General features: G+C 70.7%; 12 protein-coding genes. 8 read left to right on the top strand and 4 right to left on the bottom strand.

The window, feature by feature from the left end:
* The first annotated feature begins 1 nt into the window (after position 1).
* Complete coding sequence (locus D458_RS0123160; protein WP_026119610.1) at positions 2 to 2,149, top strand: ATP-dependent DNA helicase; 2,148 nt, start codon at positions 2 to 4, stop codon at positions 2,147 to 2,149.
* A gap of 141 nt (positions 2,150 to 2,290) precedes the next feature.
* Here the strand turns inward: D458_RS0123160 and D458_RS0123155 are convergent, their stop codons facing one another.
* Both D458_RS0123155 and D458_RS0123150 read right to left on the bottom strand, forming a co-directional pair.
* Entirely contained in the window at positions 2,291 to 2,815 is a 525-nt protein-coding gene (locus D458_RS0123155) for a DUF6315 family protein (protein WP_026119609.1), read from the bottom strand.
* A 236-nt stretch (positions 2,816 to 3,051) separates the two neighbouring features.
* Positions 3,052 to 3,396, bottom strand: a complete 345-nt coding sequence (locus tag D458_RS0123150; RefSeq protein WP_017589117.1) for a hypothetical protein — start codon at positions 3,394 to 3,396, stop codon at positions 3,052 to 3,054.
* Positions 3,397 to 3,581: 185 nt separating this feature from the next.
* On the opposite strand from D458_RS0123150, the gene D458_RS0123145 reads away from it, so the two are divergent.
* Positions 3,582 to 5,435, top strand: a complete 1,854-nt coding sequence (locus tag D458_RS0123145; RefSeq protein WP_017589116.1) for a hypothetical protein — start codon at positions 3,582 to 3,584, stop codon at positions 5,433 to 5,435.
* Between the two features lie 71 nt (positions 5,436 to 5,506).
* On the opposite strand, the gene D458_RS0123140 is transcribed toward D458_RS0123145, so the two are convergent.
* Entirely contained in the window at positions 5,507 to 6,268 is a 762-nt protein-coding gene (locus tag D458_RS0123140) for a glutamate racemase (RefSeq protein ID WP_026119608.1), read from the bottom strand.
* A gap of 260 nt (positions 6,269 to 6,528) precedes the next feature.
* On the opposite strand from D458_RS0123140, the gene D458_RS0123135 reads away from it, so the two are divergent.
* From D458_RS0123135 to D458_RS0123115, 5 genes are all read left to right on the top strand, one after another.
* Positions 6,529 to 8,019, top strand: coding sequence for an FAD-binding oxidoreductase (locus D458_RS0123135; protein ID WP_026119607.1), 1,491 nt, complete (start codon positions 6,529 to 6,531; stop codon positions 8,017 to 8,019).
* A 128-nt stretch (positions 8,020 to 8,147) separates the two neighbouring features.
* Positions 8,148 to 9,434: an SAM-dependent methyltransferase gene (locus D458_RS0123130; protein WP_017589113.1), complete on the top strand. Its 1,287-nt coding sequence runs from the start codon at positions 8,148 to 8,150 to the stop codon at positions 9,432 to 9,434.
* A 144-nt stretch (positions 9,435 to 9,578) separates the two neighbouring features.
* Entirely contained in the window at positions 9,579 to 10,064 is a 486-nt protein-coding gene (locus tag D458_RS0123125; protein WP_026119606.1) for a hypothetical protein, read from the top strand.
* 178 nt (positions 10,065 to 10,242) lie between these two features.
* Entirely contained in the window at positions 10,243 to 11,538 is a 1,296-nt protein-coding gene (locus tag D458_RS0123120) for a sugar ABC transporter substrate-binding protein (RefSeq protein WP_017589111.1), read from the top strand.
* 60 nt (positions 11,539 to 11,598) lie between these two features.
* The gene (locus D458_RS0123115; protein WP_017589110.1) at positions 11,599 to 12,498 is read left to right on the top strand and encodes a carbohydrate ABC transporter permease; all 900 of its coding nucleotides are present in this window, start codon (positions 11,599 to 11,601) and stop codon (positions 12,496 to 12,498) included.
* 74 nt (positions 12,499 to 12,572) lie between these two features.
* Here D458_RS0123115 and D458_RS0123110 read toward each other — a convergent pair whose 3' ends face one another.
* Positions 12,573 to 12,869, bottom strand: coding sequence for a hypothetical protein (locus D458_RS0123110; protein WP_017589109.1), 297 nt, complete (start codon positions 12,867 to 12,869; stop codon positions 12,573 to 12,575).
* Positions 12,870 to 12,993: 124 nt separating this feature from the next.
* Between D458_RS0123110 and D458_RS0123105 the strand changes: the two genes are divergently transcribed.
* Positions 12,994 to 13,902 carry a carbohydrate ABC transporter permease gene (locus D458_RS0123105; protein WP_017589108.1) on the top strand — a complete coding sequence of 303 codons (909 nt, stop codon included), beginning with the start codon at positions 12,994 to 12,996 and terminating at the stop codon, positions 13,900 to 13,902.
* Positions 13,903 to 13,959 lie beyond the last annotated feature (57 nt).

Genomic DNA, 13,959 nt, shown 5'->3' with positions numbered 1-13,959 from the left:
CGTGGCAGATCTCCCCGACGTTCCCACTCTCCTCGGCGCGGCCGTCAAAGCCCTGGGCGGCAGCACCCGAGAGGGTCAGCAGACCATGGCCGACGCCGTCGCCGCGGCGGTCGAACAACGCGAACACCTGGTGGTCCAGGCCGGTACGGGCACCGGTAAGTCCTTGGCGTACCTGGTCCCCGCGGTCAGACACGCGATGGCGACCAAGACCCCCGTGGTGGTCTCCACGGCCACGATCGCGCTCCAGAACCAGCTCATCGACCGCGACCTGCCGCGACTGGCCGCCGCGCTCGCCCCCCTGCTTCCCCGCGAACCCACGTTCGCGGTGCTCAAGGGGCGCCGCAACTACCTGTGCCGCAACCGCATGCAGACCGCGTCCGAGGACGACGCGGAGGGCAGCGAGCTCTTCGACGCCCGCCAGCTCTCCTCCCTGGGCCGCCAGGTCGCGCGCGTGCACGAATGGGCCGAGGACACCCGCACCGGCGACCGCGACGAGCTCGTCCCCGGTGTGAGCGACCTCGCCTGGCGCCAGGTCTCCGTGGGCGGCAACGAGTGCATGGGCGCCCGCGTGTGCTCCTTCGGCCAGGAGTGCTTCGCCGAGTTCGCCCGCGAGGCCACCACCGGCGTGGACGTGGTCGTCACCAACCACGCCATGCTCTCCATCGACATGTCGCAGGGCTACCACATCCTGCCCGAGCACAACACGATCATGATCGACGAGGCCCACGAACTCGTCGACCGGGCCACCTCCGTGGCCACCGGGACCCTCACCGAACGCTCCGTCACCGCCGCCGCCAAACGCGCCGCACGCCTGGTCGAACCGGGCATCAGTGAACGGCTCGGCGAGTGCGCCGACGGCCTGTCCCTGATGTTCACCGAAGTCCCCGAGGGCCGCCTCGACCACATCGACGAGGGCCTCGCGGGCGCGGTGGCGGCGGTCCGGGACGCCGCAGCCGCCTGCGTCGCGGCGATCGGCCCCTCCCCGGGCGAGCTCGACCCGGACACCGCCTCCGACCGCCGCCTCGCCCTGGCGGCGCTCACCGAGGTCCGCGAGGCCGCGGAACGGGTCCTGGAGTCCTACGAACCCCCGCTCCGGGACCGCACCGAGATCGTCTGGCTCACCAAGGCCCCCGCCCGGCCGCCCGCACTCAACGTCGCCCCGCTCGCGGTGGGCGGGCTGCTGCGCGAGAAGCTCTTCGGGGACCGCACCGTCGTGCTGACCTCCGCCACCCTCACCCTGGGCGGCGACTTCACCGCCCTGGCCCGGCAGTGGGGGCTGGGACGCGAGGTCGCCCAGGAGGCCGCCGAACGAGCCGCCCGAGCCGAGGCGCCGGGCACCCCCGCCGAACCCGCGACCGCAGCCGGCACCGGGGCTTCGGACGGCAGTACCGGGACCGGGGCGCGGGACACCGAGGACGACGATGACGGCCCGCACCGCGCCGCCGGGGAACCCCGCTGGCGCGGCCTGGACGTCGGATCTCCCTTCGACCACGGCCGCAGCGGGATCCTCTACGTGGCCCGACACCTGCCCAAACCCGGCCGCGACGGGCTCTCCGAGGCCTACCTCGACGAGATCGCCGAGCTCATCGAGGCCTCCGACGGGCGCGCGCTCGGCCTGTTCTCCTCGATGCGCGCGGCCCAGCAGGCCGCTGACGAACTGCGCGAGCGCGTGGACCAGCCGATCCTGTGCCAGGGCGAGGACTCCACCGGGCAGCTGGTCCGCCGCTTCGCCGAGGAGGAGCGGGCCTGCCTGTTCGGCACCCTGTCCCTGTGGCAGGGCGTCGACGTGCCCGGCCCCTCGCTCCAGCTGGTGATCGTCGACCGGATCCCGTTCCCGCGTCCCGACGACCCCCTGGCCTCGGCCCGCCAGCGCGCCGTCTCCGCGCACGGGGGCAACGGCTTCCTGTCGGTGTCGGCCACCCACGCCGCGCTGCTGCTCGCCCAGGGCACCGGCCGCCTGCTGCGCTCCACCGACGACCGGGGCGTGATCGCGGTCCTGGACCCGCGCCTGGCCACCGCGGGGTACGGCGGGTTCCTGCGGGCCTCGCTGCCGCCCTACTGGGGGACCGCCGACCCCGAGGTCGCCCGTTCCGCGCTGCGCCGCCTGGCGGAGAAGGCCGGAGCCGGTCAGGACGAGTCCGCGGCCTGAGGCGCCCGTGTCCGGCACGACGGCGGCCGGGTACCCGTGGAGGGTGCCCGGCCGCTGCCGTCGCCTGGGTCGAGCCGGGGCTGCCGGCCCCGCACCCGCGCGTTCCCGTGTTGTTCCGACGCCCTGCCGTCCGGCGCCGGATCAGCCCCGTGTGCGGTAACCGAAGAGGCGGACCGCGTAACCGGGGGAGTTCTCCTCCGGTTCCTGGATCTGCCAGCGGTCGTCGTGCTCGCCGACCAGGAGCTCGTTCCACATCATGTCGATGAGCTTGAGCCGGGAGACCACAGAGGCCTCGGGGTCGAGCACGATCGAGTAGGCGTGGTCGGTGAGCCGTTGGGTCACCATGCCCACGGACTGCCCGTCCCAGATCGCCGGAACGGAGGCGTGGCCGACCTCGACCCCGCACAACCGGAGCTGCTCCACCTCCTCGTCGAGGGCTTCGGCGGCCAGGGCGCCGTCGAGCTGCAGAGCCTCCTCCAGCTCGTCGCGCTCCTCGTCGTCCCGAAGGTAGGCGTGGTAGGTGCGGTAGCCGCACGCACGGCACTTGCGCCAGACCACGCAGCGGGCCAGTCCGTAGGCGGACTGCGCCTCGCCGACACTCTGGTGGTCGCTCACCTTGCGGATCATGCCGCACTCGCAACACAAGGCAGTGAGATCCTGCTTCATCAGAGTCCCCCCTCCCAGGCGAGTATGCGACGGATGGAGGCCGTTAGGGAACCCGTTCGGAGAGGAAGTCGCGGCAAGGACTCGTCATCAATGCCCAAAATGACCGGGGAACGGGTTTCGGACGTGCTCAGAGGGTGCGTGGACGTGGCCGGTCTCACCTTTGAGGGGTATGCTCCGCCCTCACCCGACAGGGGGTCCCGCCGGGCGGAGGGGCAGCGCGGAATCACGGTGAACCACTAGTCCATGGAGAGGCCGCGCTTGTTGCGCGCGGTCCAGTCCCGCATCCGCTGCGGGTAGCCGACGATCTGTACGTCGTAGACGGGCGCGGAGATCTTGCCCGCGACCTTGCGGATGACGTCGGGGGAGCCGCAGCGCCGCCGGATCCACTCCCCGTCCGTGGCCACTGCGACGGCTGTGGTCTGGGTGGCGAAGGTTTCGGGCTCGACGAAGAACTCCACCCCCACCCGGCTCTTGGCGAACTCGATCAGCGCCTTGATGTCCGAATCTTCGGTGACACGGTCGAAGCGGGTCTTGCCCTTACGGTTGGCCTTGCGGAGTCCGAAACGGTCTCGCCATCCCATCGGCGCTCATGTCCCCTTAATGCCTGTTCATACCTGTTGCTTGCTGGATACCGCCGAGTGTATCGGCCTGGACCCGACCCCAGACGGGCCCCGAGCGCCCAAGCTGCACCGGTTTTACGCGTTTTCCAGACAGCTCTGTCACCACGCTGCTACGTTCTGTCGCACATGGCACAGGGGGGAGAAGCATGACGATGTGGACATGGGCGGGGGAGACGGGACGCCAACTGCGCGCCGCGGGGCAGGACGAACTGGCGGAGGCCGTCACCACACTGCCGGAGCTCAGTGAGGCGGGGGACGCTGTCAGAGTGGAGGCGGTGGCCAGATCGGCGCTGCGCACCGCCCGGCGCCTGGTCGCCGAAGCGGGGAAGACCTCCGACAACGCACTCACGGCGGCCCCGGCCTCGGTGCCGGGCGTGTTCGGACCGCCGACCCTGTTCTTCCTGGCGCACTGGCCGCTCGCCGTGCGCGTGGGAGCGCTCGCCGAGGGCCGTCGCGCCCTCGAACAGGCCACGGCCGCCGCCGAGGACGAGCCCGCACCGCACACGCACGGACCGCTGCCGGTCTCCGCCCTGGAGACGCTGGTCCGGTGCCACGCCAACATCGACGCCCGGGGCACCACGGACCAGCGCCGCGAACTGCTCTCGGCCCGGCGCCTGTCCGGCTGGGAGAGCACCCCGGCCTGGCCCGCCTTCACCCTGGCTCGGGTCCATCTACTCATCGACGAGGACCAGGCCGACCGCGCCGAGGCGGAGCTGCGCCGTTACGAACACACCGCCACCGGCCCCGCCGTGCTCGGCGCAGACGGGGTTTTCGCGCTGGTCAGGGCGTTGCGACACCAGGACAAGCACACCGACGCCCTGGAGGCGCTGGACCGGATGGAGGCCGAGCTCGGCCTGGGCGGCAGGGAGGCCGGAGGCCCGGCCAACCCGCGCCGGACCGCGTTGCGCCGGATGATCCGCTTCGAGCGCGCCCGGCTGCTCTCCTGGCTGGCGCGCCTCGGCCTGTGCGACGCCCGCCAGGCCATCGGGCTGCTGCCCACGGTGGAGGAGGCCGAGGCCTACCCGAAGCTGCGCTCCGCCTGGGTGGAGGCCGTGGAGAACCTGGTGTGCCAGGGGAGTGTCCGCAACGACTGGCGTCTGGGTGTGCGCGTGACGACCTGGTCCCGCTACTTCGAGCGGGTCGGGGCGCCCAGGCGGGGGGCCGAACTCGCCCTGGCGGCGACCCGGCTGGCCAGCGGACGAGGGGCCCGCTGGGTGGCCGAGTGCTCCGCGCAGCGCGCCGAGCGCCTGATCCGTGAGCTCGGCGGCGCGGAGGAGATCATCGGGGACCTGGTGGAGGTGAGGTCGATGGTGCGGGGGATGAAGGCGATCCACCCCCTCGCTCCGGCCGCCGACATCCTGGAGTTCCTCAGGGCGCAGCCCACCGAGGAGGTCAACCCCGAGGAACAGGCCGAACAGGTCAACGTGGCGCTCATGGAACAGCCGCACGACAGCTCTCTGCTGAGCGCGCTCGGGCAGGTCGGCCGGACGCTGATGCTGTCCGACGCCGCCACCGAACCCCAGTGGCGCCACGTCCGCGAACAGCCGGGCGACCAGCGCGCCGCCCTGTCGCTGCTGGAGACGCTGCTGCACGACAACGACACGGCGGGGGTGCGCAACCTCGTCCGCACCCTGGCGGCTGGGGCCCTGATCCCGCAGGGCCAGGTGGCGGCCGAAGGACAGCCTGCCCCGCAGAGCCGACCGGTCCCGGCAGGGCAGCCGGTCCCGCAGGGCCACACGGCTCCGCAGGTCCGGCCGAGCGCACACGGACAGCCGGTGCCCGAGGAACAGCCGGCCGCACAGGGGCGTCTGGTTCCGGAAGGGCAGCCTGCTGCGCGGAGTCAGCCGGTCCAGGCCGTCCCGGAGCGGCAGCTGGTGCCGGAGGAGTGGGCGGCTCCGCGGGGGCAGCACGCCTCACAGCGACAGCCGGTCCCGGAGCACCGGCCCGACCCGGAGCGGCAGGAGACGGCCGGGGCCGGGCGGTTCGGTATCAGCGGCTGAGGTCGCGCCACGGCGGCCGGGGACCCGGGATCCCGGCCCTCGAGCCCGGCCACGGGTCCCGGTCCTGGGCCTCAGCTGAGCAGCGCTCTGCCCGCGGGGTAGGTCAGGGCCGCCGGGGGGAGTTCCTCCGGGCGGCCGCTGGCGAGGACGGTGACCTCGCCCGCCCCACCGCCGGCCCCGGCGGCCGCACCCATCCTGCGCAGGGTCTGGGTGGCCACCGGCCGGGCCGCGGTGAACAGTTCCACGCTCCCGGACAGCGCCTTGGAGATCTCCTCGCCCACCAGGTCGTAGTGCGTGCAGCCCAGCACCACCCCGCGGACCTCGGGCGGGGTGAGGGACGCCGCGTACGCCACGGCCCCGGCGATCCGGTCGGGGTCGGCGGACTCCACCGCCTCGGCCAGGCCCTTGCAGGCGACCGTGGTCACGGACACGTCCCGGGCGAAGGTCTCCACGAGCCGGCGCTGGTAGGAGCTGCGGGTGGTGGCCTCGGTGGACCACACCGCGATGGGGGTCCCCGCGGCGGCCGCGGGTTTGATGGCGGGAACGGTGCCGATCACCGGGACACCGGGCTCGAACTCGGCGCGCAACCGGTCCAGGCTGTGGACCGACGCGGTGTTGCAGGGCACGACCACCGCGTCCAGGGAACCCGCGGAGTCCCGCGCGGCGAGGGCCCCGGCCAGGGCCCGGTCGATGATCCGTTCCGGGGTATGGGAACCCCACGGCATGTGGTCCGGGTCCATGGAGAGGACGAGGTCCGCGTCGGGCCGGGCCGCGTGCAGCGCGGCGGCGGTGGACAGCATGCCGATACCGGAGTCAACAAGAGCGATGCGCACGGAACCGAATCCTATGCGGGTCGGCGGGTGACCCCGACAACACCGCAGGTGACGGGGCGTCGCCTGTGACGAGCGCCGGTCCGGGCCCCGGAACCGGGCCCCGTGTGGGTAAGACACGTACCGAAATGGGGTGGCAGAAGACCGTTACCGATAGGTAGAACTGAGGGAATCGGCCTGCCGCGGTACACCACCACCGGTTCCGGCCGACCCAAGCTGTGCGCCGCCAACAGCCAGTCGTCAACAGTTCAGGGGAACCCGGCATGACTCCTAGACAACCCGGTACGACGTCGAACTCAGGCTCCAGGTCGAAACAGCCGGCAGGACGGGGAACGGGACTCGCGGAGCACATCGCCGCGGTGCAGCGCCTGAGCCGGGAGTACCGGGCGCTCCCCGAAGGCGCGCCGGTGCGGTTGGCCAAGCCGACCTCCAACCTCTTCCGGTTCCGTGAACCCTCCTCGGCGCCCGCCCTGGACGTGTCGGCCTTCTCCGGGGTCATCTCCATCGACCCCGTCGAGCGCCTGGCCGACGTCGGCGGCATGACCACCTACGAGGAACTGGTCGCCGCCACCCTCCCGCACGGGCTCATGCCCATGGTCGTGCCGCAGCTGCGCACCATCACCCTGGGCGGGGCGGTCACCGGACTGGGGATCGAGTCCTCCTCCTTCCGCAACGGCCTGCCGCACGAGTCGGTGCAGGAGATGGAGATCCTCACCGGCTCCGGCGAGGTCGTCACCGCCACCCGGGACAACGAGCACAGCGACCTGTTCCACGGCTTCCCCAACTCCTACGGGACGCTCGGCTACAGCCTGCGTCTGCGCATCGAGCTCGAACCGGTCTCCCCCTACGTGCACCTGCGCCACCTCAGGTTCCACGACGCCGCGGAGGCGATGGACGCCCTCGCCCGGATCTGCGCCGACGCCGTCCACGACGGGCAGCCCGTGGACTTCGTGGACGGAGTGGCCTTCGGCCCCGACGAGCTGTACCTGTCCCTGGCCCGCTTCACCGACCAGGCACCCTGGACCAGCGACTACACCGGCAACGACGTCTACTACCGCTCGATCCCGCGCTACGCGGACCCCGCGGGCGGATCCGCCCCCGCCGGGCCCGGTGACTACCTCACCGTCCACGACTACCTCTGGCGCTGGGACACCGACTGGTTCTGGTGCTCCCGCGCCTTCGGCACCCAGAACCCGCTCGTGCGCCCGCTGTGGCCGCGCGCCCTCAAACGCTCCGACGTCTACCGCAGGCTGGTCGCCTGGGACCGGCGCACCGACTTCTCCCGGCTCCTGAACCACTACCGCGGCCGACCCCAGCAGGAACCCCTCATCCAGGACATCGAGGTGGGGGTCGAGCACGGGGCCGAGTTCCTGGACTTCTACCACGACCGGATCGGCATGACCCCGCTGTGGATGTGCCCGATCCGGCTCCGCGAACCCCGCCGCAAGGGGCTGGCCGAGGGCGAACACGTCTGGCCGCTGTACCCGCTGGAGAACGACCGCCTGTACGTGAACTTCGGGTTCTGGGGGCTGGTCGACATGCAGCCCGGCCAGCGCCGGGCCCACCACAACCGCAGTGTCGAGGAGGAGGTCACCCGGCTCGGCGGCCACAAGTCGCTGTACTCGGACTCCTTCTACACCGAGGACGAGTTCTGGGACCTCTACAACGGCACCGCCTACGACGCCCTCAAACGGGCCTACGACCCCGAGGGCCGTCTCCTGGACCTGTACGCCAAGTGCGTACGCAACCGCTGAACCACTCATCCGCGGCACCGCCTGACCACCGGACAGCCGAACGCAGGACCACCGAAGCTGAGCAGTCGACACCACCGGGAGGCGACCCGTGGGGAAGGGCCGCGTCCGACAGGGGAAAGGACAAGAGCATGCGGCTTGCAGAGATCTTCGAGCGTGTCGTCGGACCTGACGCGCCCATCCGGTTCACCGCCTACGACGGCAGCTCCGCCGGAGACCCGAACAGCGACGTCGGGCTGAACGTGCGGACCCCGGTCGCCGTCAACTACCTGGCCCAGTCACCCAACGCCGTCGGCCTCACCCGCGCCTACGTCTCCGGCCACCTGGAGATCGAGGGCGACATGTACACCCTGCTCAGACACATGGCGGACTTCGCCTTCGCCGAGGGGGTGAACGTGACCGCCCGCGACGCGTTCGAGATCGTCCGCTCGGTGGGCTGGGTGAAGTTCGTCAACCGGGTGGCCCCGCCGCCCCAGGAGGTGCGCCGGGGCACCCTGCTCGGGCGGGGGCTGCGGCACTCCAAGGAGCGCGACGCCGAGGTCATCCACCACCACTACGACGTGTCCAACGAGTTCTACGAGATGGTCCTCGGGCCGTCGATGACCTACACCTGCGCGGTCTTCGACGACCAGGACGGCTCCCTGGACCGGGTGGGCGCCTTCGACGGGGCCTTGGAGAGCGCCCAGTTCCGCAAGTACGACCTGGTCGCCCGCAAGCTGGGCCTCGAGGAGGGCATGCGCCTGCTCGACGTCGGCTGCGGGTGGGGCGGCATGGTCCGCCACGCCGCCCGCGAGTACGGCGTCAAGGCGGTCGGGGTGACCCTCTCCAAGGAGCAGGCGGAGTGGGGCGCGAAGAGGATCGCCCAGGAGGGCCTGACCGACCTGGCCGAGATCCGGCACATGGACTACCGGGACGTGCCCGACGGCAGCTTCGACCGGATCAGCTCCATCGGCCTGACCGAGCACATCGGCTCGAAGAACCTGGACGCCTACTTCTCCTCGCTCCACGACAAGCTGGTGCCGGGCGGCCGGCTGCTCAACCACTGCATCACCCGGCCGCGCAACAACCTCAAGCCGATGAACACCAAGGGCTTCATCAACCGGTACGTGTTCCCCGACGGCGAGCTGGAGGGCCCCGCCCAGATCCAGACCGCCATGAACGACGCCGGATTCGAGATCCGCCACCAGGAGAACCTGCGCGAGCACTACGCCCTGACCCTGCGCCACTGGGGCGCCAACCTGGAGCGCAACTGGGAGGAGGCCGTCGCCGAGGTCGGTGAGGGCACCGCACGCGTGTGGCTGCTCTACATGGCCGGGTCCGTCCTGGGCTTCGAGCGGGACGTCGTGCAGCTCCACCAGATCCTGGGGGTCAAGCTGGACGGGACCGATTCCCACATGCCCCTGCGCCCGGTCTTCTGACCCTCCCGAACCCGGACGGGGGTGTTCGCGCATCGCGGACACCCCCGCCCGGAACCGTCCTCCTGCCGCATCCGGCGACACGGAGACGGCATCATGGAGCCGACAGTTCCAGCAGCAGTGAGCAGCAGTGAAGGGACCAACCCCGTGTCCTCCGACGACAACGCGCCCCAGGGCGGACCCACACCCGAACACGACCTGCCGGACCACGTCAAGGAGACCGCGATCGCGCTGGTCAGCGCATACGTGGACCACAACAGGGAGGAACTGGACCGGCTCATCCCCCGGGCCACCGACGACGTCGACGACGTCCTGTCCGAACTCAAGGTGATCGCGGCCTTCCTCGGCCGACGGGTCCAGGACACCGGTGTCGTGTGGAAACCCGCCGACTCGCGCGAGGCGGTGGCCCGCACGGTCGCCGAGATGCTCCCGCCGGAGCTGGAGTTCGCGGTCTCCACCGCCTGGGAGGCCCACTCCATCGGTGAGGAGGAGGCCGCGGAGCGCTTCACCCAGGGCGACCCCATGGTCTTCGTGCACATGCTCGCCGCCTTCTGCGCCGCCATCGGGCAGGCCGTCTACAAGCGCTCCGAACTGGTCTCCACCCTGCGCCAGGTGACCGGCCTGAGCGACTGAGAACCGCTGGGCGGGCCGCCCCCGGCCCCCTGGCGGGAGACCCGTCCCCGGCTCGCGGGACAACGTCCCCTAACAGCTCAGACACAAGTCGTAGTTGTTTACTTCACAAGTCGCCGTTCTTTACGTAGGTTTCCTACCAACCCTCAGGGGACCCTCGAAAGGAACGGGAGGCGAGCCGATGGCCCGCAGACGAGTACACGAGTACGTCACCCTCCCCGCAGCCACACTGAGCCTGGTGCTTGCGGCGACCGCCTGCGGTGGCGGCGGAGACGGCGGCGGTGACGGCGGGACCACCGACACCCTCCAGGTCTGGATCATGGAGGGCACCAACCCGGACGCCACGGCCTTCTTCGACGAGGTCAACGCGGCGTACACCGAGGAGACCGGGATCGAGGCCGAGGTCGAGTTCGTGCCCTGGGCCGACGCCCAGGACAAGATCTCCACGGCCATCGCCGGCGGCACCACGCCCGACGTCATCGAACTCGGCACCACCTTCACCCCGGAGTTCGCCGACGCCGGCGCCCTGCACGACCTCTCCGGCTACATCGACGACCCCTCCCGCTTCCACCAGGAGATGTACGAGATGGGCGTCATCGACGACGCCGCCTACGGTGTGCCCTGGTACGCGTCCATCCGGTCGATCATCTACCGCAAGGACATCTTCGAGGAGCACGGCCAGGAGGAGCCCACCAGCTGGGACGAGCTGCGTGAGACCGCGCTCGACCTCGCCGAGGCCGAAGAGGACATGATCGGCTTCCCGGTGCCCGGCCAGGCCCAGTACTCGGTCATGCCGTGGATCTGGGGCGGCGGCGGTGAGGTCGCGGTCCAGGAGGCCGACGGCACCTGGACCTCCACCATCAACAGCCCCGAGGGGCGCGCCGGGGTGGAGTTCTTCACCGACCTGGCCCTGGAGGACGACCTGTCCACCACGGGCGCGGTCAACTGGAACGAGATCGACGTCATGGAGACGCTCGCCGACGAGCAGTCGATCATGGCGATCTCCAACAGCTCCAACCCCAAGGCCATCATCGAGTCCAACCCCGACCTGGAGGGCAAGCTCGGCGTCTTCACGCTGCCCGGCCAGGACGGCGGGTACATGGACTCCTTCGCCGGCGGCTCCCTGCTGTCGGTGTTCGAGGGCACCGGAAACGAGGAGGCGGGCTGGCAGTACGTCGACCTCCTCACCAACGGCGAGTTCTTCGAGCGCTGGGGCGAGGAGAGCGGCTTCTTCCCGGCCGGGGTCGACGAGATCCAGGCCTACGCCGACTCCGGCGACCCGCTGGTCGAGCCGTTCGCGGTCCAGCTCCTCGAGGCGGGACGCACCACCCCGGTCGTCCCCGCGTGGTCGCAGGTCGAGGCCGAGGGCATCATCGTCGGCATGCACCAGGACATCCTCAACGGCAACGCGACCGTCGAGGAGGCCACCGACAGCGCCGCCGAGGCCATCGAGAACATCCTCAACGAGGGCAGTTAGTTGCAGCTCGGTACACCGGTCCGGCCGCCGAACGGCGGGCGTCGCGCGCCGCTCCTGGGTATGCGGGGGCGGCGCGCCCTCCTGCCCTGGGTGCTGCTCGTCGCCCCGCTCGGGGTCATCGGACTCCTGCTGTTGTTCCCGATCGGCCGGATCGTGTGGCTGTCCTTCCGGGACTTCAAGCTCCGCAACCTCGTCTCGGGCGAGTCGGAGTTCATCGGCCTCGACAACTACGTCAGGCTGCTGACCGACCCGTACCTGTGGCAGGTCGTCCTGGTCAACACCGTCGTGTTCGCCGTGGTCGCGGTGGTCGCGACGGTGGTCCTGGGCACGCTCGTCGCCCTGCTGCTGGCCAATCTCAAACCGGTCACCCGGATCATCGTGGTCTCGTGCATCATGGTCGCCTGGGCGATGCCCGCGGTCAGCGGCACCTACGTGTGGATCTGGATCTTCGACGTCGACCACGGGGTCGTGGCGCAGGCCCTGAAGGCCCTGGGCCTCATCGAGCCCGCCGGCTACAACTGGTTCGCCGACCGCTTCTGGTTCTACGCGATCGTCACCCTCAACATCGTGCACAGCGGGTTCCCGTTCGTGGCCGTCACGGTCCTGGCGGGGCTGCTCACGGTGCCCAAGGAGCTGCACGAGGCGGCGCGGATCGACGGCGCCGGGGCGTGGAAGCGCTTCTGGCACGTCACGTTCCCGACGCTGCGCCCGGTGTTCGCGGTGGTGACGGTGCTGTCGACCATCTGGGACTTCAAGGTGTTCGCGCAGATCTACCTGATGCCCGGCGGTGACGTCGGGGGTTCCCAGATGCTCAACCTGGGCGTGTGGGCCTACGTGCGGTCCTTCGGCCAGAACGACTTCGGCACGGGCTCGGCCATCGCGGCCATGCTCACGCTGCTGCTCCTCGGGGTCACCGTCGTGTACCTGCGCGCACTGTTCCGGGAGGACGAGCTGAGATGACCCGGACACAGCGGGTTCGCCCGCCACAGCAGATCCGCGGCACACGCCCGGTCCACCCGGCCCCCGGACCGGGGTCAGAACAGACCGGAGACCAGTTTCTCCCGCACCGTCCGCCAGTCCACCGACGCCAGCGAACGCCGGTCCAGGTCCTCGCGGACCGCGGCCGTGGTGCGCAGGTCGTACTCGTCGAGCGGCCTGCCGTCGTCGTGGTCCCGGTTGACCAGGCTGTCCACGTACACGTGGAGCCAACGGCCGCTGGTGTCCCGCAGGGCGTGCCGGAGCGCGTGCTCCCGGAACCGGGCGTCGTGCGGTATCCACGCGGCGATGACCTCGGTGGGGGAGGGGGCGCCAGGATCGTTCACGCTCTCCATCACCCGTTCCCGTTCCTCACCCAGCGGATCGAGGAGGATTGTAGGGCATGCCCCCGGACCCGCCCCACGGCATGTCCGGCGGGCGGTACCCGCCGTAGGCGCCCCACCCACACGAGGAGGTCCGTTGGACACGCGCACCGCTGACAGATCCCCCGCCACGGCCGGGGACGACTGGGAGGTGCGGGTACGGGCCTCCCGGCGCCGGGGCGGGGCGCTCAGGGCCGGCCGCGTCCTCGGCAAGGCCGCCGGGGTGAGCGCCCTCCTGTTCTTCACCCTCTTCCCCGTCTACTTCATGCTGGTGAGCGCGTTCTCGGACAGCACGACCTCCGGGACCGGGGCACTGCTGCCGACCTCGTTCACCTTCGACAACTTCGTGTACGTCATGACCGAGGGCAACTTCGGCACGTACCTGCGCAACTCGCTGACGGTCGCCGGGGTCACGGTGGCCTTCGCCTGTGTGCTGTCGATGCTGGCGGCCGTGGCGGTGGCGCGCTTCCGCTTCCGGTTCCGCACCGCGGTACTGGTGCTGATCCTCATCGTGCAGATGGTGCCCCTGGAGGCGCTGGTCATCCCGTTGTTCATCCAGGTGCGCAACCTCCAGATGCTCAACACCGTGATCGGCCTGAGCATCGTCTACGTGGCGCTGGCCCTGCCGCTGGCCGTCTGGATGATGCGCGGTTTCGTGGCGGCGGTCCCCAAGGAGGTTGAGGAGGCCGCCTACATCGACGGCGCCTCCTGGCCGCAGATGTTCTGGAAGGTGCTCTTCCCGCTGGTGGCCCCGGGCCTGGTGGCCACGGCGATCTTCTCGTTCATCGTGGCCTGGAACGAGTTCGTGCTCGCGATGACCTTCATGACCCAGAGCCAGAACTACACGGTCGCGGTGGGCCTGCGCCAGTTCTTCGGCCAGTACGCCAACGACTGGGGGCACGTCATGGCGGCCTCCACGATCATCACCATCCCGGTGATGGTGTTCTTCGTCCTCGTCCAGCGCTGGCTGGTGTCCGGGCTCGTCCAGGGCGCGGTCAAGGGCTGACCGGGACCGGCGAAGGGGGGCCGTCCCGATCGGACGGCCCCCCTCACCGTGTGCGGA

Origin of the sequence: Nocardiopsis ganjiahuensis DSM 45031, assembly GCF_000341085.1 — a bacterium.
GTDB lineage: Bacteria > Actinomycetota > Actinomycetes > Streptosporangiales > Streptosporangiaceae > Nocardiopsis > Nocardiopsis ganjiahuensis.
The sequence above is the reverse complement of the archived record's forward strand: the minus strand, read 5'-3'. Positions and strand labels throughout refer to the sequence as shown.